The organism is Bacillus sp. B1(2022) (assembly GCF_040259625.1).
GTDB classification, from domain to species: domain Bacteria; phylum Bacillota; class Bacilli; order Bacillales; family Bacillaceae; genus Bacillus; species Bacillus velezensis.
This window is the reverse complement of sequence record NZ_JANIFO010000003.1, coordinates 96,392-122,817: the sequence shown is the minus strand read 5'-3', so window position 1 is coordinate 122,817 and position 26,426 is coordinate 96,392. Positions and strand designations below refer to the sequence as shown.

The 26,426-nt window shown below is 44.0% G+C and carries 10 protein-coding genes; 4 read left to right on the top strand and 6 right to left on the bottom strand.

The window, feature by feature from the left end; translation table 11 throughout:
- Nucleotides 1-22 precede the first annotated feature (22 nt).
- From NQS30_RS06865 to NQS30_RS06850, 4 genes are all read right to left on the bottom strand, one after another.
- Nucleotides 23-4,795 (bottom strand): type I polyketide synthase, encoded by a 4,773-nt coding sequence (locus NQS30_RS06865; protein WP_218791618.1) that lies wholly within the window; start codon nucleotides 4,793-4,795, stop codon nucleotides 23-25.
- Nucleotides 4,795-17,052 (bottom strand): SDR family NAD(P)-dependent oxidoreductase, encoded by a 12,258-nt coding sequence (locus tag NQS30_RS06860; protein WP_218791617.1) that lies wholly within the window; start codon nucleotides 17,050-17,052, stop codon nucleotides 4,795-4,797. The genes NQS30_RS06865 and NQS30_RS06860 overlap by 1 nt, the downstream gene beginning before the upstream one ends.
- A 21-nt stretch (nucleotides 17,053-17,073) precedes the next feature.
- Nucleotides 17,074-19,380 carry an ACP S-malonyltransferase gene (gene fabD, locus NQS30_RS06855; protein WP_167340641.1) on the bottom strand — a complete coding sequence of 769 codons (2,307 nt, stop codon included), beginning with the start codon at nucleotides 19,378-19,380 and terminating at the stop codon, nucleotides 17,074-17,076.
- Nucleotides 19,381-19,836: 456 nt separating this feature from the next.
- The gene (locus NQS30_RS06850; protein WP_167340984.1) at nucleotides 19,837-20,475 is read right to left on the bottom strand and encodes a YkyA family protein; all 639 of its coding nucleotides are present in this window, start codon (nucleotides 20,473-20,475) and stop codon (nucleotides 19,837-19,839) included.
- Between the two features lie 244 nt (nucleotides 20,476-20,719).
- Here NQS30_RS06850 and NQS30_RS06845 point away from each other — a divergent pair, with 244 nt between their 5' ends.
- Entirely contained in the window at nucleotides 20,720-20,899 is a 180-nt protein-coding gene (locus tag NQS30_RS06845) for a YjcZ family sporulation protein (protein ID WP_007409651.1), read from the top strand.
- 112 nt (nucleotides 20,900-21,011) lie between these two features.
- A complete protein-coding gene (gene def, locus NQS30_RS06840) occupies nucleotides 21,012-21,566 on the top strand; it encodes a peptide deformylase (protein WP_003154544.1) in 555 nt (184 codons plus the stop codon).
- Nucleotides 21,567-21,600: 34 nt separating this feature from the next.
- On the opposite strand, the gene NQS30_RS06835 is transcribed toward def, so the two are convergent.
- Entirely contained in the window at nucleotides 21,601-22,374 is a 774-nt protein-coding gene (locus tag NQS30_RS06835; RefSeq protein WP_015239775.1) for a Cof-type HAD-IIB family hydrolase, read from the bottom strand.
- 354 nt (nucleotides 22,375-22,728) lie between these two features.
- Here NQS30_RS06835 and NQS30_RS06830 point away from each other — a divergent pair, with 354 nt between their 5' ends.
- Nucleotides 22,729-22,938: a DNA-dependent RNA polymerase subunit epsilon gene (locus NQS30_RS06830; protein WP_003154548.1), complete on the top strand. Its 210-nt coding sequence runs from the start codon at nucleotides 22,729-22,731 to the stop codon at nucleotides 22,936-22,938.
- A gap of 5 nt (nucleotides 22,939-22,943) precedes the next feature.
- Nucleotides 22,944-24,611: a ribonuclease J1 gene (gene rnjA, locus NQS30_RS06825; RefSeq protein ID WP_007611151.1), complete on the top strand. Its 1,668-nt coding sequence runs from the start codon at nucleotides 22,944-22,946 to the stop codon at nucleotides 24,609-24,611.
- Between the two features lie 33 nt (nucleotides 24,612-24,644).
- Here the strand turns inward: rnjA and ade are convergent, their stop codons facing one another.
- On the bottom strand, nucleotides 24,645-26,378 hold the full coding sequence (ade, locus tag NQS30_RS06820; RefSeq protein WP_043021212.1) for an adenine deaminase: 1,734 nt from the start codon (nucleotides 26,376-26,378) through the stop codon (nucleotides 24,645-24,647).
- Nucleotides 26,379-26,426 lie beyond the last annotated feature (48 nt).

The following is a 26,426-nucleotide window of genomic DNA, read 5'->3' as shown; positions in this document are numbered from 1 at the left end:
GGCGCTTCCGCAAAATGATAAACTAATCCTGCATACGCTCCAGCGCATAATCTGCTTCCTCCGCAGTCAGTTCGCCCGCTTTTAATTGTCTGAGGAGCTCTTTTACTCTCTCGTTCTTTCCATTGGAATCCGCTGTTGCACGAGTCTGTGCCTCCGCGGAAAACGTTTCTTTTTTACGAATGGTTACATCCTTCAAACCTGCAAGTCTTTCTCCTTGTTCATTAAGCAGCTGAATATCGTAAATAAGCTCGGATTGACCTTTTTGGCCTGTTTTACGCGCATAAACCCAGCATTCTGCTGAAACTTTTTTCCGAATCGTAATCTCTCCTATTGAAAAAGGAACATAAACAGATGCCTCTTCTCTTCCGTCGGTAATTCCGAACAAAGATTGCAGAGCCCCATCAATTAAAGACGGATGCAATGTATAATGTTCAAGAGCATATTCGGCTTCTTTTGGCAGCAATAAGTGTGCAACCGCTTCCGTTTTTCCGCCCCATAAACGTTGAATCGGCTGAAAAGCGCGCCCATACAGGAACCCGTTTTCCCGAAAATACTCGTAACATTCATCTTGTTCACGGACAAAAGCACTTCTGTTTATGATCTCTTGTCTGTCGATGTTCTCTATATCATCATCACTGTAATGATGATCATAATCTAATTCCCCCGTCACAAATCCAGTCCTTACAGCAGCATCCTCGTCAGGTGACATGTTAAATAATATGCTGCCGTCTTTTACGGAAATGTGAGTGTAAATGGTCAGGCTCTCTTGCAAAAGCATGGCCGGTCTGGCAAATATCACGTTTTTTAAACGAGTGACCTTTTTCTTTCGATATGACCGCGTTCCCGCTGCGCATGCCATTTCAAGAAAAGCAGCTGCCGGGAGAATGCTCTTGTTTTTTACGATGTGGTCTTTTAACCAAATCTCTTTTTCTCTTAATGTCGTTTTAAAAAACTGCTGTTCCAGAGTAGATTCATTCGAATCCAGAAGCGGGTGCAGTGAAGACTGCCGCGGCAATATTTCCGGAAATGTTGCACTTTGGTTTCGAGGCACCCAGTAAGACTCCTCAGCAAATGGATATAAAGGAAGCTTGACCTTTTGCGGGGTATATTCTTCATATAACTCTCTCCATTGAATATCAGCCCCGAAAGACCATAATTTTGCAAGAAGATTCAAGTCCTTTGTCTCCATCATCACCTCGAGGAATTTATCTTTCATCTTTTGATCATGAAAGATAAAGACTTTATCAAAATCTTTCGTAACATTCCCTTTGTATACGCCCTCCCCAATTGTTCCTTCAGTACAGAAAGTTCTCAGTTTCTCCTTAAGTTCCGGCAAATCGGAAGCTACAACAGCAAGTCTGTCTTCCATCGGTTCCCTGCATGTCTGCAATGTAAAAGCGATATCAGCTGCCGAGGCCTTTGTCTCCCGCTCTGTGAATTGCAGAAGGCGCCGAGCGTATTCTTTCAGCCTGTCTTCATTTTTGGCAGAGAGAACTGCGGCAAACGGACCGCTTATTGTTTGTGTGTCCGCATGGTTTTGATATTCTTCCACAATGACATGGGCATTTGCTCCGCCCGCTCCGAACGAACTGATTGCTGCTCTCCTGCGGGAGGCGCCTGATTCTTTCCGCCACTCTTCTTCTTTCTGCTGAACGTAAAAAGGCGTCTTTTCAAATCGGATATTTTGGTTCAGCTGTTCCGAGTGAATGGATGGCGCCAATTTCTGATGCTTAAATTGTAAAAGAACTTTTGTAAGGGCTGCTATACCTGCAGCAGACTCCAGATGTCCGATATTAGACTTCACTGAACCTATGGCACAAAATTGTTTATCGTCCGTAAATTTCTCAAACGCTTTTGTCAATCCTGCAATCTCAATCGGATCTCCGAGCGAGGTACCCGTTCCGTGTGCTTCCAAGTAGCTGACGGATCGCGGACTGATGCCCGATTTCTTGAAATTTTCAGCAATCAGCTCAGCTTGTGCATTCGGATTCGGAACCGTAAATCCATTGGTTTTTCCGCCATGATTTACAGATGTTCCTTTAATTACTCCGTATATATGATCCTGATCAGCAATTGCTTTTTCCAAAGGTTTCAAAAGGACGGCGCCCGAACCTTCTCCCGGGACATAGCCGTCTCCGCCCTCTCCGAAACTTCTGCACAATCCTTCGGTGGAAACAAAATTACCTTGACTCAGCCAAAGGTATTTGCTGGGGTGTATGGACACATTAACGCCGCCCGCAAGCGCAATTTCACTTTCCCCTCTTTTAATGCTCTCACATGCCAAGTGAATGGCCGTCAGCGATGATGAACACATCGTATCCAGTGCAATGCTCGGACCGGAGAGATTAAAAAAGTATGAAACCCTGTTCGCAATAGATGAAAAGAAGGAACTGAGCGCAATCGGATTGCCCCGCGCAGTTTCTTCTGCGCCGAATAATTGATATTGTCCGTACATGGCTCCGACAAACACACCGGCTTTCATACCGTTAAGCTTCTCTTTTGTATATCCTGAATCTTCAAACGTATGCCAGGAGGTTTCGAGAAAAATTCGCTCCTGAGGGTCCATCAGCTCAGCTTCTTTATGAGAAATGTGGAAAAACAGCGGATCGAATTGATCAACACCGCTGATAAAACCGCCCCACTTACTGTTGATTTTCCCCTTCTCCATTCTGTCGGGACTGTAATTCGATCTGAAATCCCAACGTTCCTCAGGGATTTCAATAATACAGTTTTTCCCTCCGGCAATGTTTTCCCAGAACTCCTCAAGAGTATCGGAATTCGGATATCTTCCGCTCACACCGATAATGGCAATATCCTCACCCGGCGGAACCATGCTCGGTGCAGCTGCAACCCTCTGCTGCCGATGCTGTTTTTTACTCAGATTTTCTCTTTTCTTTTGCACTCTTGTTACCGGAGCTGCCCCTGCGGACTTAAGCACTTTTTCTTTAAAAGATGTTAGGAAGAAGTTTGAAAGCTCTTCAATGTTCTGATATTCAAAAAAGATTGTTTTTGGAAGATCCCCGAAAGTATCTTCAAGCTTTGAAATAAGTGACATGATCATAAGTGAGTTGATTCCGAATTTCTCAAAAGAGTCCTTCGCATTTATTTTATGAGCTTGGATTTTCAAGACACCGCTGATGATCTTGATTAAATAGTCATTGACTTTTTCTTTCGCAGCGTGTTCCTCTTCTTCATCGTGTTCCGCCGTGAGTGTATCATGATCTGCTGCAGCTGTATTTCTTTGAATAGAAAGCGCTTTTATCATTTTATCCCGCTTTCCTTCTGCAGGCATTAAGCTGGTAAATGAAGACCGCAGCATTTTCAGAAACGCTTCCAAAACAGAGGAAGTTCGCATCGGAGTCATTCCGTATTTTTCTTTTATTTGGTTGATTCCATTGCTGTCGAGACTCATCCCGCCATCTTTCAATAACGGCCAATTGATTGAAAGGGTTTTTCCGTTTCGGGAGAGCTGGGATCGAAGCACTGCAAAACTGTCCATAAAATGATTTGCGTACGCATAGTCACTTTGGCCGGCATTTCCATAAGCGGAAAAAGAAGAAAAGAGAACAAAAAAATCAAGATCTTCGTCTTTTGTCAGCTCATCCAGCCAGATTGTCCCGTAAACTTTCGGTTTCAGTACGTCCGTAAAATCACTGAGACTTTTATTTACAAGAAATGAGTCACGAAGGATGCCGGCAGCATGAATGATCCCGTTTATGCTGCCGTACCGCTGTTTAACGCCGAAAATGAATCGCTCTGCCTCTGTTCGATCTGTGATGTCCGTCCGCTGATATTCAACAATAGAGCCGCTCTCATTAAGCTTACTGATCCGTTCTTTTTGATCAGCGGTTAAAAAAGAACGGCCTGTAAGTATAATCACGGCTTGGTTTTCTTTAGCGATGTGTTCCGCAAACAGCAGCCCGAGTTTTCCCGCTCCTCCGGTAATGATATATATACCGCCTTTTTGATACGTTACAGATCCGTTATCGTGTTCCGGATTATCAATATGCTGCAGCCCTTTCACATAACGGGTATGTGAGTCTATTAAAACCTCACATTCATCCGTTCGAAAGCGCTGTATTTCACTGATTGCAGCATCCCACATCTCGGAAACCGGAGGATTTTTGTCAGAATCCTCATGGCGAATCTGTATGGTTTTCGCTTGAAGCTTGGAGCTTTCCATGTTTACCGTTTTCATGAACCCTCCGACAGCTTCCTGAAACGGCTGATTCAGACCGCTTGTCCAATAAATATGCAATAATGTAACAGGTTCGTTTCTCCGCATTAAAGCTTTTGATAATAAAAAGAGCGAGTTGATCCCTCTGCGAAGAGTTTCATTAACGGATTCTTCAGTGAATTCTCTGATTTCTTCGTTCCATAAATAAAGCACGACATCAGGTGTAAATCCGTTTACAGCCAAATCAGACAGCAGCATTTCGACATGATTTTCATCAGAAGGATTGATTGTGCATCTATTCCGTTCAATTCTATAATCAGAATCGGGCGTTACGAGAATGACACGGTTATGATCTCCATTCATCATCTCGGCATGCTGAAACAGACGGTTATCCTGATCAAAAATCAGCATATTCCCCGGTGCCTGCTGATTCGGCATATCAATGTTATTTGTCCTTACCCAATCGTTCTTAAAAAAAATGGTTGGGGACGGAGCTTGTGATTCCGGCTCCGCCTTTTTTTCCATTTGTTCTTTTCTGTAAGTGCGAATTAGCTCCAGTCCTGCATCAGGAGACATTTGCTGTTCTTCAATTAAGGAAAGTATTTGTTTGATCTGCACTATTTTCCCTCCAGCAGCTGATAAACTTGGTCAGCAGAAAGTTCACCGTTTTTCAATTGTTCTAATAAGAAGAGAATTTCCTGATCTTCATTTTTACGTCCTGCGGTTAATTCTCCCCCGGTCACTTTTCTGACAGAAAAGTCTTTCATGCTCACGGCTATTTCGCCGCTCTCGTTAATAAAATCAATGTTATACGTATAAAAACCGGTTTCTCTCACCGAGACATGGCATCGGGCAGTAAGCGCCCTCTTAATGTGAAGCTCTCTAAGTGAATATGGAACAAATAAGCCGTCTTTCTCATTATCTCTTAACAAAAATGCCGCCGCTTGAAAACCGCCGTCAATTAATGAAGGATGGAGTGTAAAATGTGAAAACCCGTTCGCTAAATGAGCCGGAAGCTCCAATTCTGCCATTAACTCCATATCACCGCGATATACGGCTTTCAACGTTTGAAAACTGCTATGATATGTCAGGCCCATACGACTGAAGCAGTGATAACACTCTTCCCGGCTTATGACAGCCTTACTGCTGCGTTTGAACTTATCAATATCGACATACTCAGCATTGCTGTTTATGTCCCCGAATACTGTTTCACTTTGTGTGCAGATTTGCTGCACGCCATCCGGACCCTCTTTACATATCGTTACGTTCAACTTATCTTGTTTCATTTCCAAGTCGGTATAAATGTGCAGCGTTTTTCCTTTATATAATATAGGTCTGTTCCACATCACGTCTTTTATTTTATATACTTTACTTTCTCCGCTTATTTCCGCACAAACAAGAGCCATTTCAAGCGAAGCGGCTCCTGGCAGCACATAGTCTCCTGAAACAAGATGATCAGTGACGAAAAATTCAGTTCCGGAAATAACAGTTTTAAATGCTTGTTTCTTTAATGTTGAGACATTCTCGCTGATTAATGGGTGAAGACTTTTGCTATTAACCTCGCTTTTGTTCTTTTTCGGGGTGAACCAATAACTCTCTTTTGCAAACGGATAAGTTGGCAGCGGCACTCTATTCAATTTCTTATTGCCGATTGTCTTCCATTCAAACTCGGCTCCATTGGCCCACCATTGTGCGAGCAGCTCCTCTTTTCCGCTTTGAAGAGCCTCCTCAATCATATATTCAGAAACAGCTGTGGGCTCTTCAGTGTTTTCACTTATAAATACGCCTTTTTGCACCTTGCTGTCATCAAGAAAGCTGACGTATTTATCTCTCAGCTCAGTCAGACTCGCTGCACATACGGCAATTCTTTCATTCATTGCTTCCCGGCCGTTTTGTAATGTAAATTCCATGTCACTGGCATTAACGGTCATGTCACCGGCAATCATGCGCTCCAAGTACTGAACCATATGCCGGATATACTCAAGTAATTGATCTTTGGTTTTCGCAGATAAAACAAAAATATGTGTGTTACCGTTGTTTTCCGGCACTTCTTTTTGAGGTTCCCTATATTCCTCTAAAACAATATGCGCGTTCACACCGCCGAATCCGAATGAGCTGACACCCGCTCTCCTCGGCAGATCGTTGTTCTCTTCATCTTTTATCGGATTCCACTTTTGAGCGGTTTCTGTGATATAAAATGGCGTATTTTCCAGTTTGATGTATGGATTGAGTTCTGAAAAATGGGCGAGTCCCGGAAGTTTGCGATATTTAAAAGCCAGTAACACTTTCATCACTCCGGCTATTCCGGCAGCGGTTTCGAGATGGCCGATGTTTGTTTTCACAGACCCGATTCCGCAGCATTTCTGTTTCGCAAAAGGAATGTCCCATTCTTGATATAACGTTTTAAATGCCTTTATGATGCTGTTCACTTCAATCGGATCGCCAAGACTTGTCCCTGTGCCATGCGCTTCTATATATCCCGCAGTGGCAGGGCTGACACCCGCCTTCCGCCAAGCTTCGGTTAATAAGTCCGCCTGTGCGTTCGGATTCGGAGCTGTCAAAGAATTGGCGCGGCCGCCGTGATTTACAGCTGACCCTTTAATCAAACCATATATATGATCACCGTCTGCCTGTGCTTTGCTGAGCGGCTTAAGCAATACTGCAGCCGCCCCTTCACTCCTTACATAGCCGTCAGCGCTTTTATCGAACGTTTTGCACTTTCCGTCTTTGGAAAGCATACCTGCTTTATCAAAAGCTATAAACAGAGTAGGACTTGTCATAATATGCACTCCGCCTGCAATCGCCATTTCAAAATCGCCTCTTTGAATCCCCTCAGCCGCACGATGGAGTGCAACTAACGAACTTGAACAGGCAGTGTCAATCGGTTCGCTCGGACCCGTCAGGTTCAGCTGGTAAGAAATACGATTTGCCAATATACAATGATTTAAACCGGTTGCGGTCTGCGCCTGAACAGAGACGCCATTTTCATTCAGACGTTCAGCATAATCCGTTGTGGCGACCCCTGCAAACACCGCGGTTTTCGTCCCTGCCAAATCAGACGGCTTATAGCCCGCATCTTCTATTGTTTTCCATACAGTCTCCATAAAAATTCTTTGCTGGGGATCCATTAATTCTGCTTCGGCGGGAGAAATCCCGAAAAACAACGGATCAAAACTGTCCGCGCCTTTGATAAATCCGCCTTTTTTTATTTTTGTTCTATTGACGTCCCTGATCGGATCGCCGTCAAACTCTTTCCAGTCCCAACGATCTTCAGGAATGTCTGTAATAATATCCCGCCCTTTTTCAATTCCTTCCCAAAAGTCTTCCAGCGAATCTGTTTGGGGGAAACGGCCGCTTATTCCCACTATTGCAACCGGTTCATTCATATGTCTTTCCTCTTGCCTGGTTTTGTTTTCAGGCTCAAGGGAATGTTCATAGGTTTCCGGCGGAGGCGTGCTGTACAATGTTTTTTCGTCAGCTGCAGAAAAAGATTCTGTCTCAGCAAAAAGGATTTCTCCGTATTGCTCGATTACATAATCAGTTATTTCAGCCAGTGAATTGCATTCAAAGAAAATGGACGGCAATAATTCCGTACCATATTGTTGATTGATTTCATTTCCGAGTCTGGTAAACGTAATAGAATCAAATCCGTACTCGCCGAATGAAGTCTCTTCTTCTATTTCCTTTCTGTCAATCTTCAAAATACTTGACATCATCTTTGCGATGCCCTCAATCAGATTTTCTCTCCGGTCTTTCGCCGCAGATTCATCTGAAGAAAAAGAACCGCAGAGATGAAGCTCCTCGGAATACTCACTCTTTAAAAACTCAAGAAGTTCATTAAAATCAGTAAGACCGAAAAAATCTGACGGCATCATTGATATTCCTAATGTTTCGTTTAATTCGTTGCCCAGCATTGTAAACATAATTGAATCAAATCCGTATTCACTTATCGGCAGTTCAAAATCAAATTCCCGTTCTTCAATTTTTAATACGCCGGTGATGATGCGCGTCAAAGTGCTTTTTAAAGATTCAGTTATTGACAGCTCTTTCGGTTCGTGATTTTCGTCGGCGATTGCCGGATCACTTTTTCCGCTGTCAATCGTTATCATTCGTTCCAGCTTTAATTCATTACCGCTAAATACCATTATTTGATGTTCACACCCTGTCATTGCTTGATCAAATGCTGCAAGGCCTTCCCGTTTTCCCAGAGGCAGCATTCCGAAACGGTCATAAAGGAACTTCTCTGAATGAATATCAATTTGCATACCGCCTTCTTTCCATAAAGGCCAATTAATCGAGACTGTTTTTCCAGGTTTATTTTCCGCCGCTCTCATTTCCGCAAAATAATCCATAAACCGGTTTGCATAAGCATAATCAGTTTGTCCGGCATTCCCGATTATTGCGCTGATAGATGAAAACATAACAAAAAAGTCCAGAGGTTCTCTGTCTGTATACCGGTCAAGCCATATTGTTCCGTAAACCTTGCTGGCCAAAACTGAATCGAGATCCTCTTCACGCTTATTGATGAGTAATGAATCTTTTATCACACCGGCGCTGTGAATAATTCCTTTAACAGGACCTAATTTGTTTTTGACGAGTTTTATCAGGTTATTGACATTTTCCTTATCAGAAATATCGGTTCTTACATAAAAAACCTCTGATCCGTTTTTTTCGAGCTCTTTTACATTGCTTACGGCTTCCTCAGAAAGCTCTGACCTGCCGATAAGGACAAGTTTTATTCTACCTTTTCGCACAAGATGTCTGGCGAAAATCAGTCCCAGACCGCCTGTTCCTCCTGTAATGAGGTAAACTCCCCCTTCTTTTACTTCCATCTTTTCGGGGGGCTCGGCACTTTCAATTTCTGCAGAGTGCTTTACCTGCCTGATTCCATCTCTGTATCTGATTTCTGAAGTATCATCGCTGATGATTGTTTCTTTCACAAGGTTTTTTAATTCAGGCAGACCGGTGTTCAGCTGTAACTGAATTTCGTCGCTTTGTATTTCAATATTTTTACCGGACAACATTGGATGTTCTAAATGAAGCGACCTAAAAAAGCCGCTGATTGCCATTTGATAAGGTAAGATTTGATTTTCCCTTGTGAAAAATACATGTGATATCAGGATTTTATGTCTTGGGATTGTTGCTAACAGAGCTTTCGTTACATTGAAAACCGGCAAAACAGCCTCTTCCAGCTTTTCACGAATGTTATGCTCAATTCCCGTTTCAGGGCTCTTCCCGATTAAAATGACGCGGTCAATTGTCACTTGTCTTTCTTTAAGAATCGCCAGCAATTTCTGATAGCCGTCAAGTTTGACGCTGTTCAATTCAAAGGAATCAGCTTCTTTTTCTTGAAAACTGCTGCCATGGCGGACAAAGATCATGTTCAGGCCGATATCTTTATATGCCTGGCGGATCAGCGGTTCTGATATATCCCGACGGAGTGAAATCACAAGGCAGCTGTTTAAACCGCTGGCTTCAGGCTGATGAAGCAGAGGGGCCCGCTTCCACATATCTGTGTAATACTTAACTGAATGCCGCTCATCCTGAGTCTGCGGTGCAACCCTTAATGCCTTCAACGCTAAGTTTTTTATTTTAAGACTTACAGATCCGTTTTCATCCATAAATAGTATATGAAACCTTTTGACATCATCATGTTGTCTTTCATCGGCAGCTGTAATGTAAGCATAGCCGTTTGCCGAAGGTGCCTGAAGAATCTCCAACTCACCTAATTCAAAAGGCAAATATGCGGTGTGATCGTCTTGCTGACCGAACGTAAACCCTGTTGTGGATTGAAAGATGCCATCCAATAAACACGGTTCCAGCAGCGTGCCGGATTTTTTATGAATGCTCTCAGGAAGTGATATTCGTGCAAGAACAGCATTTTCATGGATAAACAGCTGTTTTATTACCTGAAAGCTGGCTCCATATTCCAAACCGCTCTGCCGGAAATCCCTGTAACACTCAGCGCCGCTGATTAATCTTTTCTGTCCGGTTAACCAGCTGTCCAATTGAAAATGCTCTGTATGAGAGGCATCTTGATCTCCGCATGTGATAATGTTTCCTTGGCAGTGAACTGCCGCTTCAGGGTGCATATCGGTTTTCACCACAAATCTGCCGTCTTTTTGATTCGGCAGCAGATCTATCATTATCGTCTTTTCTTTTTCAACGGTTATCGGAACCGCCCATACAACCTGACTCAGTTTTATGACTGATTTTCCGTACAGCCTCTCTCCCGCTTCTCTGGCCGCTTCGATGATTGCCGCTCCGGGCAGAACCGTTTTCCCATGTACAACATGGTCTTTTACATAATATTCAGAATCCGAAAGCGTTTTATAAAATCGGCACTCACCTGCTGAAAAATCAAATAAAGGAGCTGTACCGGCTGCTGATGTTGTTTGCGCCTTATTTGACACCCACAGTCTGTTTTTTAAGAAAGGGTAAGTCGGCAGGGCAATTTTTCTCGGTTTTCTGCCGGTGCGGAAGTCATCCCAGCTTAAATTGCCTCCTGATACCCAGAATTCAGCCATTTCGGCTAATGTGGTGCTGCCGGATTTGAGCGGAAGATCCGATTGCTGCTGTCTGCGTTTATGATTCAGTTTTTTCCCTCTAAATATTTCGTGATCATCAATTCCATTATAAAAGTGATTTAATTTCAACATCAGATCATCGATATTATTTGAAATGACAGCAAGCCTTTCCGGCATGGCTTCACGCCCTTCAAGAAGGGTATACGCAATATCAGAAAGGTGAAGCGGCTTGTTTGTTCCCGCTTGGTGTAAAAACTCGCCCTGCTTATGACGGGCCTTTTGAAGATATTCCTCCAGCTGTTTTGCTGATTCCCGTAAACTCAGTGAATGCTTGGCTGAGAGTACGATAAGTTCCTCACTTTCCTCACGCCTCGTATGACAGTCAGCAGCAGACTCATACTCTTCCACAAGGATATGAGCATTTGCCCCGCCCGCTCCGAAAGAACTTAATCCCGCACGCCGCGGATATTTGCTGTCAGAATGTTTTTCATTCGCGGGTTTTATCCAGTCGGCGGTTTCCTGCTGGAGGCAAAAAGGTGTCTCTTCCAGATAAAGATCCGGATGCACCCGTTCAGCATGCAGTGTTGCGGCTATTTTTTTATACTTCATTTGTAAGATAATCTTTGTCAGGCCGGCAATACCCGCGGCCGCTTCCAGGTGGCCGATGTTAGATTTAATCGATCCGAGAGAGCAATATGAAACATCTTCGGTATAAGCTCTAAACGCCTTGGTCAGGCCTCGGACTTCAATCGGGTCACCCAGCGGCGTTCCCGTGCCGTGGGCTTCAATAAAGCTGACACTTCTGGCGCTCCAACCGGCCGCTTTAAGAGCTCCTTGAATTAAATCCGCCTGTGCGGCAGGATTAGGCACCGTATAGCCATTTGTCTTTCCGCCATGATTAATTGCCGTTCCTTTAATGACGGCGTACACAGTATCATTATCACGTATGGCATCTTTAAGCGGTTTAAGAATAACAGCCCCGACACCTTCCCCGGGCACGAAACCGTCGCCGCCTTCTCCAAAACTTCTGCATTTTCCCGATTTTGAAAGCATCCCCATCTGACATCGGTATAAATAGTCAGAAGGATGAAGATACAAATTTACTCCTCCCGCAACCGCAACCGAGCACTCACCCTTTGTTAAACTTTGGCAAGCCATGTGAATTGCCGTTAAGGATGAAGAACAAGCCGTATCTACAGGGACACTGGGACCTGTAAAGTCAAATGTGTAAGACACTCTGTTCGCGAGAGACCATGGGAATGAATTTGGAAGTACATCGTTTTTGTCCGTCGGTATTCTTTCGCCGAGCAGCTTGTAAGAATTGGTCGTCACTCCCGCAAATACACCGACATGTTTTTCGGTCTGCTTTCTCAACCCTTCAATGGTATATCCCGAATCTTCAAATGCTTTCCATACGGTTTCGAGAAATATTCGTTCCTGAGGATCCATCGCTTCTGCTTCTCTCGGCGATATTTGGAAAAACAAAGAATCAAATGATTCAGCATTCTTTAAAAATCCGCCCCATTTGCAATAAATTTTCCCCTCATGCGCTTTAGCGGGGTCTGGATCATAGTAGGTCTCATAATTCCATCGTTCTTTCGGAATTTCTGTGATTGCGGTTCTCTCTTTTGATAGAAGCTCCCACAATTCTTCGATATTTTCAGCCCCGGGATAACGGCCGCTGATACCGATTACCGCTATCCCGTCAAGATGTTCTTTTTCCTCCGCCGCAGGTGCAGTGATGTTTTGTTCCGGCCTGGCGGGGGTAATGCTCTGAATCTGTTTTCCTTTTTCCTCCCGTGAAAATAAACGCCCCAGCCGATCCGGATATTCCTTTACAAGATGATCTGCTAAATCTCTGATTGTATGAAATTCAAATAAAAGCGTTTTCGAAATTGCTCCCAGTGACTGCTCCAGCTTTGTGTTGCATTGATGAATCATAACCGAATCCATTCCATATTCAGCCAGATGCACATCTTGATCGATCTCTTCCCGTTCTGCACCGATCTCAGAGGAGATGATATTGGTTAAAAACAAAACTGTCTGATCCAAAATATCGCCTTGAGCCAAAGAAATGGCACTGCCTGTCTCTGTTTCGTCCGTCAAAAATCTCTGCCGCATAAATTGTTCAAAACGCTCATGGTCACCGCAGACTGCAATATTATGCAGCTGACCCGAAGTTACAATCCGCGAAAACCATTGCGTTCCGTCTTCAGCAGGAAGTTCTTCGAGCCCGGAACCATGAAAAAGAGACGTCCGCCCTTGACCTGACAGGTTCGCCCCCATTCCGATGTCTTGCCATAAAGGCCAATTGATTGTCAGCGTGCGGCCGCTGCGCAGAGAATTTTGCCGTTTCTGTTCCCGATATTCGGCAAAATGATCTAAAAAGCCGTTTGCATATGCATAATCACATTGGCCTTCGTTCCCTGCAATAGAGACGACTGAAGAAAAAACGGCGAAAAAATCCAATTCGAGCGACTTCGTTGCATGATCAAGATTCAATGTACCATGAACTTTCGGAGCCATCACCTCTGAAAGTTCCTGCTTTGTTTTTCGAAAAAGCAGCGAGTCTCTGATAACGCCTGCACAATGAATGACGCCATGAAGACCTGCATGCTGATCGGTAATACCGTCAATCATTTTTTTTACCGCTTCTTTATCGGATATATTCGCCTGTATATAATAAACCTTGGCTTTAAAGCTGTTCAGGTATTCTAAATGTTTCTGCTTATCTTCGTTTAAAACAGATCGCCCTGATAGGATAATGGTGGATCTTTCAGTTTTCGCGCAATATTCAGCGACTTTACTGCCAATCCCCCCGAATCCTCCTGTAATTAAATATACTTTATCTTTTTCAGGGTATTGAATGGTCTTTCTGTTTGTTTCTCTCTGCTTCACTAACATCCGTGCATATCTTACGCAGCCTCTGTAAGTGATATGAATATGCCGACCAGGCGCTGTGTTTATTTCTTTATAAAGAATGTCAGCCTTCTCTGGAAATGAAACGGATGCAGAATCATGTTCAAAGCAAACCGTCTTACAATGAAGCTGCGGGTATTCTTGTTTTACCGATTTTAAAAAACCGTTCACACCTTCAAAATACGGCAATTTTTCTTTTTGATCTGCGCTGAATGTATAAATGAACGTTACTTTGTTTATAAGGTTCTCGCTGATTAAAGCCTTAGTCAGATAAAACACGGAATAAATTCCTGATTCGAGTGTTTCTTCCAGTTCAGGCTGTTTTTCAGACCACGTATGCAAAATTGCATCGGGCGCTGCGCCTTTTTCCTTTAACAGACGAATAACACCTTGATAATCTTCGGGACGCTGCCTGTTGATCGTGAAAACACTGTCGCTTATCTGCTCTAAACGCTCACCGGGCATAATAAGATATGCGGACGTATTCTCTCTTTTTTTCAGCTCTTCAAAATAGTCTTTATTCCCGGAGAACAACAAAATAGTACAGGCTTGTCGGCTGCCCGCTTCATTCTCAAGTGCGGTTTCTTTCCATACCGGCGTATAAAGTGCCTGATTCTTCTTTTCTGAAAAAGCCGCGTCTGATTTTACCGGCTGAGGGTTTAAAGAAAATTGAGAGCGCTCAAACGGATAAGGCGGAAGCGGTGCTTTTCTTTTATGATAATCACCTAGTTTCGCCCATTCAATCTCTTCTCCTGAAAGCCACATTTGCATAAATGAATGATATAGAGCCTCATCGGCTGGTTTGTCCGCTTCAAAAGCAGCCGCTTTGTTTAGTTTTGCTGATGGAGGGAGCGATCCGAATTGAAAAACTGAAAAATCAGAAATATTCACATCCGGCTCCGTTCCCTTTTCTTCCGTGTGAAGCGGCATATGGTCAGCTATCTCCTGAGACACGGCATCCATTTGATTGTATTCTGTCATCAACGGAAAACGAGTTTTATCATAAAAACCTGCCGGCTGCTCATTAATACAAGCAACAGCCTGTTTAATTCCGTCTTGCTTTTTCAATAACATGCTCAGAAAAAGTTCTTTAGACAAGATTCCTTCATCCAGTAAATTTAATATTTCCAGAACATAATCATTATTAAAGAATCCATCATAATCTGTTAAATCCCATCTCTTATACAGTCTTCTCATAGAGGCAAGGATAGCCATGATCGCCGCTTCCTCATCAGCCGGCAATGCGTTTCTTTTATCCGCCGTGCGATTCACAATATAAGATAAAATCTCGATTTCCTGAGTCTTTCCCGCTTTATCCCACTCTTCTAAAAACCCTTTAAACGTATATTGGTGCTCAAGAAGCAGCCGTGTTTTCCCGTACAGGCGGTCTGCAAAATCAGCCGGGAAGCTCAGACCGTTCAGCAGCATCCTTACATATTCTTCATTTAATCGAACCGGCGGGTACGTTTTTGAAGTGTACGGATTGACAAATGGAATGGACGGCGGCTTACAGGATATGCGCGAAGGTTTTTCAGCGCCTGTGATTACAGAAATGGCCTTTTCAATTTTGATGATATCCGCTGCTGCAAGAGCGACGTAATATCCGTCTCCGGCGCCTGTAATGAGGCTTGGCTTAAAACCGGATGCCAGGATACTTTTTATGATTTCCGTATTGATAACTAAAGAATACAAGCGGATTTTCTCAGGTGTCCATTTTCTTTTAAATGAACTGTGCAATGTTGGTATACCCTTCAGCACCGGCCTTACGTTCTTTTCTAAATCAGGGAACACCCGTTTCAAAACGGCAAATTGTTTATAACTTTCCCATTTGAAGTCACCGATGGCAAGCGCCCATTCAGAATCTTGTTTCCTCCGAAAACTCAATCCCTCTTTAAGCTGATTTTTAAATTCCTCCTTGCTGCCTGCCAATAAACCAGCCCTGTAATCAAACGATGTCCTCCCCGTTAAAAGGGTGCTGCTGATCACTTCATTTGATATTTTGCAAAATTCCTCTGAATCGTCAGCAAAGGTTCTCCAATGATGTATCATTTGTTTCATGCTTTCTTCACTTTTAGCGGAAAAAAGGAAGGGTACCCTTCCTTTTCTGTCAGATTCGTCTTTTGTATGTATAAATTCTTCGATGATGACGTGAGAGTTGACACCTCCAAAACCGAAGGAGCTGATTCCCGCCCTGAGCGGAGCCCCGTCTGCCGCCTTCCAATCACTTGAATCAAGCGCCGGCCTAAACGGTGTTTTTTCAAACTGTATAATTGGGTTTACCGTATGTACATTCAGGCTTTTCGGCACCCTCCGGTGTTTCATCATCATTAGAACTTTTATCAATCCGGCCATTCCCGCCGCTGCTTCTGTATGACCGATATTTGTTTTCACACTTCCGATCCTGCAATATTGAGTATCCTCAGTATATTGCCGATACGCTTTTGTCAATGCTTCTATTTCTATCGGATCGCCCAGAGATGTACCTGTGCCATGTGCTTCTACATAAGAAACCGTCGCAGCATCGACAGCAGCGTTGTGTAAAGCTTCTGAGATGACCCGGCACTGCGCTTCTGCTCTGGGAGCGGTTATGGAACGGGATTTACCGCCATGATTAACAGCTGTCCCTTTTATGATCCCGTATATATGGTGACCGGCTTTTACTGCATCACCAAGGCGCTGCAGCAATACAACGCCTGCCCCTTCTCCGGGAACGTACCCGTTCGCTGCTGCGTCAAAGGTTTTACATTTGCCGTCAGGACTCAGCATTCTGGCTTTGGAAAAAGAAATATATTTTCCGGGTTGGAAATTCAAGTTTACTCCCGATGCGATTGCATAATCGCTTTCTTTTGTCCGCAATGACTTAACCGCTTCATGTAAAGCAACAAGCGATGATGCACAAGCGGCATTTACAGACATGCTTTTTCCGGTCAAACCGAATGTGTATGAAAGCCGGTTGGAAAGCATAGCTTCGAAACTTCCTAAGCAGGCATAACTGTCGATTTCCGATTCAGCATGACCTGTCTGCCGGTAGTCAGAATTCATAATACCCGCAAAAACAGAAGTGGTTTTACACTGGAGATCCTGCAAAGAAACCCCGGAATCTTCGATGCACCGCCAAGTTTCTTCTAAAAGGATTCTTTGCTCAGGATCCATGTTTTTCGCTTCCCGGGGAGAGATATTAAAAAACTTATGATCGAAATGGTCAGCTTTATGAATAAAACCTCCCCACTTGCTGATTGTTTTGTTCGGTATACTGATATCAGCTGAATAATAAAGATCGGGATCCCACCGTTCAATCGGCACTTCCCGGATGGAATCTTTGCCGCTATTTATGTTTTCCCAGAATTCATGATAATGATCTGCATCGGGGAATCTGCAAGCAACCCCGATTATCGCGATATCCGCACTCTGTTTATTCAAATGAACCATTGGCCTCCACCCGCCCCTTCTTTAGTGTAGAAATAACGTATCCAATCTGCGCCTTAGCAGACTTTCGGTCTCATTCATCAATTTTTCACCAATGTCATCGACATGTCTGTTTCTCCATGATTCCAAATCCGTGCCCTTTACCCAATGATTAAAAGCGCCTAAAGACGGGCCGCAATGAACTTGGAAATTCACCTTTTGTTCTTCCTGCCCTTCCAAAGCAAGCAGACATCCTCTCTGCAAATACCACTTAAATAGTAACAGCATCTTATATTTTTGATTGCGCTCAGCTTTTTGGGCGAGGTTCGGCTGTTTTTCTATTAAGCTTTCGTAGATTTCATCAAAAGTTTTGTTAAAATAATCATTTTCGAGCTGAATCTTTGTCTTTTCATCTATCTCACTCAAAGACTCATATTGTTGGTAGATTTGAAATAATTTATTTGCCCTGACCGGAAACAGCGTGCCCTTTTTCAGCACCTGAACTTTTGTTCCGAACTCAAACAGAGTCTCCGAAGGCGCATAAGCAGTATCGCATATTCCTGTCTCACTCAGCATTTCTTTAACAAAACCGCTTGTTTCGGCTTCAACTGTACATTGATTAATGGATCCCGTCATAATAAAATCAGCGCCCATTAAAAAAGCAGACGCGGCAGACTCGGGAGTTCCGATTCCTCCCGCAGCCCCGACCCTTATCTTCCTTGCGTATTTGTGTGTTTCCATCATTTCATCCCGCAGCTTAACAAAAAACGGCAGCATCGCTGGCAATGAGCCCTGTTCAGTATTACTTCCGCAATCTGCTTCAATAATGATATCGTCTGCTGCCGGAATACGGCTGAGCCACTCCGCCTGCTCTTCCGTCAGCATACCGTGCTGACACATTCTCTTTACGATACTTTGAGGAGGCGGACTCAGAAATGCGGCCGCAACTTCCGGCCGTGAAACTTTGGCAATGATCCGATTATGAGGTATGACCCTGCCGCTTTTGTCTATCTTCAACTGATGCGCTTTGTAATAAATTAATGGTGCGCTGACAGAAAGATACGAAGACGCTTCTATTACTCGTACGTCATGCTTGATATATAAATCTATCAATTCCTTTTCTCTATCTTGATGATCCGGCTCAAATCGCAGATTCATTCCGTAGGGCTGGCCATTTTTGAGTGTCTTCTTAATAGAAATAAGGGCCTGTTCAATTTCCCTTATAGGTAAACCCGCTGTGCCAAAGAACCCCAGCATTCCTTTCTTCCCGAGGCGGATCAGCATTTCAGCGGAAGAGATCCCTCTATGCATCGCACCTGCCAAATACGCGTATGTCAAACCGTAATCTTCTTTGAAAGATTGATCACCCAATCGGGACACCGGTGAAGCTGCACCGCTCTCTATATTTTCGGCCAAGAGGCTATGCTCTTTCCCGCTTTCCGAATTGTCCGTGTTCCCTTCAGAAAAAAAGAGACTGTCTTCCGGCGCACTGATAGTAAGCGGTTCCTCATCTCTTTGTATGGTTTGAATTAATTTAGTCAGAATGTTTCCAGGACCGATCTCTTCAAACACAGTTACGCCTTGTCCCATTAGATACCTGATGCTTTCAGTCCATTTTACCGAGTTTGTTATTTGTTCAATTAAATTCCGTTTGATATCTTCTTGTTTATAAGGTCTTGCCGTATAGTTAGAAATGACTGGGAAATTCAATTCAGAAAAATGAAACTCCTCGATAAATTCCGCAAATTCACGCTGTGCACTTTCCATGAAACGAGAATGAAAAGCTCCGCCGACTTGCAATACGATATAAGCTTTCGCCCCTTCTTTTTCAAAAAAAGAGGCTGCCCGCTTTATCTCTTCTGCAGCCCCTGCTATCACAATTTGTGAAGATGTATTGTAATTGGCGATATCTATTTGGCCGAATTCATACTTTTGAAGTATTTTTTTTATGTGATGCTCATCCAGTCCGATCACGGCAGCCATTCCGCCCTCGGAAGCCTCACTCATTAACTCGCCTCTTTTAGCAACCAGCCGGAGACCTGTTTCAAAATTAAAAACGCCGGCCGCAAAAAGCGCAGTATATTCACCAAGACTATGTCCTGCAACAGCATCAGGGCGTGTATGACCTTCTTTTAAACCCTTTAAATATTGCAGTGCGCTCACTGTATAAATTGCAGGTTGTGTATACTTCGTATCAGTCAGCCTCTCTTTTTCATCTGAAAGGCATAAATCCTTTATGGAGTATCCTAAAATATGATCTGCCTTTTTAATGAGCTCACTGAATTCATCGAATAAGTCTCTGCCCATTCCTTTAAACTGCGCTCCCTGTCCGGGAAAGACGTAAGCAAGCATTTGTTTTCCTCCTGTTCCGTATTTCTGCCGTTTCTTTTCGTTCCGATTTTGATTAACGTTTTTCACTTCAATTTTAAAATTGTCGTTTACTCTCAGCACCCTTACTTAATAAGCGTTACGAAGCAAAATAAAAAAACCTTTATGCCGGATAAAGGTTTAAAAGCAAAAAGCATGTACAAATATCATATCGCCGTAAATATAAATAGATAGAATTTTCTGATAATTAAAATCACATTTTCATTCTGTTTTATATATATCAATATAATAAAAACATTCCAACGTGCCGAAACAACGATTGGTTTTATGTGAATATTTCCCTAAATAAATACTATACCATGATTTACTTGTTGTCAATGGGAAACACACGTATATACCAATTCTTCAGCCGCCTTTTTACAGGCGGCTGAACTCGGTTGTTATCAGTTCATCAGCCCATGCCGATATGCCTTCACTATACTATTTGCGGAATAATAGTTCTTTCTCTTTGTTGTAGTCTTTAGTAAATTGATTGAACTCATCTGCTTGTTTATGCACCTTTTCGTAAACTGAGTTTACTTTGCTGATTTGCTCTTCCAGCTGCGCTAATGTGAGCTTTTTATCTTTAATCAGTTTATAAAGGTCCTTATCAAGTGAAATGGCTTTTTCGTACTTTTTGTACAAAAGATCATAAGATGCATACCTTTTCTCCATTAAAGCGACAGCATGCCCGGCTTTTTCTTTTACTTTCTTATCTTTTATTTCTTGAGAAGTTTTTTTTGCGGATTCAAACGCTTTTTTTGAATCATCAATACTGTCTTTTTCTGCTTTCAGATGTTTTTTTCGCTGATTTGCATTGCTCAGAGCCTGATCAGACAGTGTGACAATTTTCTGGTAATCATCTATATTCAGTTTAACCGCGCTGTCGTATAGCTTATGCTCTTTTTTCTCCAATTTTTCTAATGTTTTCTGCTCTTTTTGAAACGGTTTTTCCGCTTGAACGGCTTTTTCCATCGAGTCATGAAGCGATTCAACCGGATCTTTTCCCCCGCAGCCGGCAAGCAGCATACTTGCGGCGCCGAGCGCTCCGATTCCTGCTAATACCTTTTTTTGAATCATATTCACTTAAAATCCCCCAATCTTGACAATTTCCACTATAGAAGCCCGAACGCTTTTTGACAATAGCTGAGCTGTAATTGGCATGACCGTGTAAAGACGCTTACGGTGCTTTCAAAGAATACTTGCGTAAAAAATTGAGAAAACAGGGCGGATGACCATACATCTTTTTGGCTTTTACATAGTTTATAGTAGACGCCGGCCCTGCTGACAGAGGGTCAGCGTAATTAAAAGAGGAGGTTTTTTTATGTACGGATATGGATTTGGCGGCGGATTTGGCGGCGGTTGTTGCGGCGGCGGATATGGTTATGGCGGCGGTTACGGTTACGGCTGCGGCGGCGGATACGGCCGCACATTCGCATTAATCGTCGTATTGTTTATCTTATTAATCATCGTCGGTGCCGCTTATTTAGGCTGCGGCTGCTGACATTATACACCATGAACATCGGCCGGCCTGCTATGGCCGGCCAATTGTTTCGTTGCGCCACGATAAAGAAATTCGCTATAATTTACATATTAAGCTTTAGGAGTGAAGTTTCTTGATTACTATGGAAAATATTGTACGCGACGGACATCCCGCGCTCAGAGAGATCGCTGAAGAGGTTCAGCTTCCCGCTTCTGACGAAGAAAAACAGCATCTTGCTGATATGATTGAGTTTGTGAAAAACAGCCAAAATCCTGAATTAGCCGAGAAATACAAGCTTCGTCCGGGCGTCGGTCTTGCCGCTCCCCAAACAGACGTAAAAAAACGGATGATCGCCGTCCATGCAGAAGATGCGAAAGGCACTTTATACAGCTATGCTCTTTTTAACCCTAAGATCGTCAGCCACTCAGTGGAAAAAAGCTACTTGACGAGCGGAGAAGGCTGCCTGTCGGTAGACGAACCCATTCCCGGCTATGTGCCGCGCTACGCCCGCATCCGCGTAAAGGCGGTGACGCTTGAAGGAGAACAGATTGACATCCGCCTCAAAGGTTTTCCGGCCATTGTGTTTCAACACGAAATCGATCATCTGAACGGCGTGATGTTTTACGACCATATCGATAAAGAAAATCCGTTCAAAGAACCTGAAAACGCCATTGCCATTGACCGTTAAAAATAACCGGCACTTCCCAAAGTGCCGGTTTTCTTTATTTCAAAAGGCCCAGTTCTTTGACGGCCCAGCTGATTCCCTCTTCATCCACCGGCTTTGTGACGAAATCGGCGGCAGCTTTTAATTCCGGAACCGCATTTCCCATCGCCACCCCGGTGCCGACAAAACGGATCATCTCAAGATCATTTAGTCCGTCGCCGAATGCATAAGTGTCACTTACGCCGTACGGAAGCCGCTCAAGCACTCTTTTAATGCCTTCCGCTTTTGAACCGCCTTTCGGAAGCACATCCGTTGACAATTCATGCCAGCGGACATAATCAAACTCCGGAAAAGCGGCATATGCTTTTTCTTCATGTCCGCGGCAGAATAAAAGCAGCTGATAAATTTCTTTTCCTTTATAAAAAGTTTCATCAACTTCGGGATAAGGCGCTTTCAGACTGCCGATTCCTTCCGAGACGTGCGGATGTCCGGGGACGGTCGTTTTCATCGTGTCTTCCGCCATAAATACGACGGGGTGCTCCCCTTCTGCCGCCTGCTTTAATAAACGCGCAACCGCATCTTCAGGAAGCGGATTTTTATAAATGACCTCACCTTCAAAAACGACATACTGGCCGTTGTATGAAATAAATGATTCAATCTCCAGCTCTTCCAGAATCGGTTTTACCATAAACGGGGACCTTCCGCTGGCGATAAAAACGTGATGGCCAGCCTCTTTAAGCGCCTTCACGGCGTTTCTTGCGCTATCGGGAATATGTTTATCATGGTCATAGATCGTGCCGTCAATATCAAAAAAGATCAATTTTGGTTTCATGTCAATTTCTCCTTTTTCCCGTTTATCAGTCGTGTCTTTTTCAATATCATCATACAGAAAGTTTTTCTTCCGGAAAACCGCCTTGATGAAATTCCAGTTTTACCCACGAAAACAAATTCATTTTTTCCGCATACTACTGCTATAAAGGGCTTTAAAGGAGGTATACGATGCTGCGCCGATTACGGAAGAAACTCAGAAGACAGTGGGGCGGAATGCTCCGGAAAAAAGTCATCGCGTAGAAGGGATCTTTCGTTTTTTGAAAGTCCCTTTTTTGCTCGAGACTTTCCTTATAATCCGTTTTCGAATATAATAGAATAAGCGAGTCTAACATACGGCATTTAAGGAGAGATTTGGATGATTTATAAGGTATTTTATCAAGAGAAGGCTGACGAAGTACCTGTTCGGGAAAAAACAGATTCACTTTACATTGAGGGCGTTTCAGAACGGGACGTCAGAACGAAACTGAAAGATCAGAAATACAACATTGAATTTGTTCAGCCTGTGGACGGTGCTTTTTTAGAATATGAGAAGCAGAGCGAAAATTTTAAAGTATTGGAGTTATGAGCGGAATGAAATTTGTAAAAAATGACCAGACTGCCGTTTTCGCCCTCGGCGGATTGGGCGAGATCGGGAAAAATACGTACGGGGTGCAGTTTCAGGATGAAATTGTACTGATTGATGCGGGAATCAAGTTCCCGGAAGATGAACTTCTCGGCATTGATTACGTAATCCCCGATTACACGTATTTAGTAAAAAATGAAGATAAAATTAAAGGTCTGTTTATCACCCACGGTCACGAAGACCATATCGGCGGTATTCCGTACCTGCTCAGACAAGTAAATATTCCCGTTTACGGCGGTAAACTCGCGATCGGCTTACTTCGGAATAAACTTGAAGAGCACGGGCTGTTAAGACAGACCAAATTAAACATCATCGGTGAAGACGACATCGTGAAGTTCCGCAAGACGTCAGTATCCTTCTTCAGAACGACACACAGCATTCCGGATTCATACGGAATCGTCGTCAAAACACCGCCGGGCAATATCGTACATACCGGGGACTTTAAGTTCGATTTCACACCGGTAGGCGAACCGGCAAACTTGACAAAGATGGCTGAAATCGGGAAAGAAGGCGTTCTGTGCCTGCTTTCTGACAGTACAAACAGTGAGGTTCCTGATTTCACCATGTCAGAACGCCGCGTAGGCGAAAGCATTCACGATATTTTCCGAAAAGTGGACGGCAGAATTATATTTGCGACATTCGCTTCGAATATACACCGTCTTCAGCAGGTGATTGAAGCAGCCGTTTTAAAAGGCAGAAAAGTTGCCGTATTCGGACGCAGTATGGAATCGGCTATTGAAATCGGACAAAATCTCGGCTACATTACCTGTCCTAAAAATACGTTTATTGAGCATAACGAAATCAATCGTTTGCCTGCCAATAAGGTAACAATTTTATGTACGGGAAGCCAAGGTGAACCGATGGCGGCGTTATCACGCATCGCTAACGGGACGCACCGGCAGATTTCCATTAATCCCGGAGATACGGTCGTCTTTTCTTCTTCTCCGATTCCCGGAAACACAATCAGCGTAAGCCGCACCATCAACCAGCTGTACCGTGCGGGCGCAGAAGTCATTCACGGTTCATTGAATGACATTCATACATCCGGACACGGCGGACAGGAAGAGCAGAAATTAATGCTCCGCCTGATCAAACCGAAGTTCTTTATGCCGATTCACGGTGAGTACAGAATGCAGAAAATGCACGTCAAACTCGCGACTGATTGCGGGATACCTGAAGAAAACTGCTTTATCATGGATAATGGCGAAGTGCTGGCCCTCAAAGGCGAAGAAGCCGCTGTGGCAGGCAAAATTCCGTCCGGCTCCGTTTACATTGACGGAAGCGGAATCGGTGATATCGGCAATATCGTGCTCCGCGACCGCCGCATTCTTTCAGAAGAAGGCCTTGTTATCGTTGTTGTCAGCATCAATATGGACGACTTTAAGGTTTCGGCGGGGCCTGATTTAATCTCAAGAGGTTTTGTATACATGAGAGAATCCGGTGATTTGATCAATGACGCGCAGCAGCTGATTTCGAACCATTTGGAGAAAGTAATGGATCGGAAAACAACGCAGTGGTCCGAAATTAAAAACGAAATTACCGATACGCTTGCTCCGTTCCTATACGAAAAAACAAAACGCCGCCCGATGATCCTTCCGATCATTATGGAGGTCTAAAAAAAAACTGCACTCATTACGAGTGCAGTTTTTTTATTGCAGCGGAATATGCTGAAAGGCTTTGACATCAAACAGACCGGCTGCTGTCATTTTAATATCCGGAATCACCGGAAGCGCTAAAAACGATAGTGTGAGAAACGGATTGAAATCACCGGTGAATCCGAGCAGAGGAAGCTTTTCATGAAGCACGCCCAAGCTGTCATTGACCCATTCCGCCGACTTATCAGACAAAAGCCCGGCGATCGGAAGCGGAACGGAATGAAGCAATTCTCCGTTTTTCACGGCTGTTAATCCTCCTCCGGTGTCACGGAGCCTGTTGATTGCTTTTGCCAAATCGGCATCGTTTGTACCGACGGCGATGATATTATGGGAATCGTGAGAAATGGTTGTGGCGATGGCGCCTTCTTTTAACCCGAACCCTTGTACAATCCCGAGTCCTATCATTTTTTCGCCGCTGTGCCGCTCTGCGACGGCGATTTTTAATAAATCATTTTCTGTATCAGGACAAAACGCGTCAGCAGACGGTGCAGGCACTTCTTTTTTTCTCGTCTCCAAATGATTCGGTATCATTTCGATTACATTCATTTTCTTGCCCTCTTGAATCGGTATATGAAAATCCGATTCAGTCAGCGGCGCTTTCAGCCGCACTGTATCCAACAGCGCCTGGTCCGGCGAATAGGAACCGGCAGACTGTTCATAAACCGTGCGTCCGTTCTCGGCAACGGTCCGGCCGGCGACCATGGTCTTCGTGACGGCAGCCTCCCGTACATCTGAAATAAACAGCAGATCTGCGTCAAAACCCGGCGCTACCGCCCCTTTTGTTTCAAGACCGTAGCACTCAGCCGCATTTAAACTGGCGAGCTGATACGCAAGGAATGGATCAAGTCCCGCCTTTATCGCCATTTTGACTTGGTGGTTCACACTTCCTTCTGAAAGCAGATCATCTACATGCTTATCATCCGTGCAAAAGAAAAAGCGCCGCGCGTTTTTTTCATTCACCGCCGGCAGTACATTGAGCGTATTTTTTGCCACCGATCCTTCGCGCAGCATGACATACATTCCCCGTCTGATTCTGTCCAGCGCTTCTTCTTTTGTCGTCACTTCATGATCATTTGACACCATTGCGGTTCTGTATATATTGATGATATCTGAAGACAGTCCGGCTAAATGCCCGTCGATCCGTTTTCCGTGACGCTTGGCATCAAGCAGTTTCTGAAGCATATCCTCTTCACCTTCCGCCACAGACACATAATCCATTACTTCCGCAAGTCCGAGCACCTCTTTCTCCTGATAAAAAGGCTTTAAATCCTCGGCTTTTAATACGGCTCCTGAGCGTTCAAAGCTAGCGGCGGGAACACAGGAAGGAAGCATGAAACGGATGTTCAGCGGCGCCTTTTTCGCCTGCTCTATCATAAAAGAAATGCCTTTTGCTCCGGAAACGTTCGCAATTTCGTGAGGATCAGTAATGACAGTAGTCACTCCGTGTGGGAGGACGGCTTTAGCAAATTCAATCGGAGTAACCATAGAGGACTCGATATGAACATGTCCGTCAATAAAGCCCGGAACGATCATTTGACCTTCTGCATCAATGACTTCTTCCCCTTCATATTCGCCCAGCCCGACGATCACTCCGCCCGTAATGGCGATATCTGCAGAAATCCATTCCTGGTTAAATACATCCATGATTTTTCCGTTTTTAATGACGGTATCGGCTTTTTGTCTGCCGGCTGATGCATTCAGCCGTTCAGCCAGTGTTTCTTTGTTCAAAATGAGGCCTCCTCTTTTTCTTTATATGGTACAATATGCTATCGGATC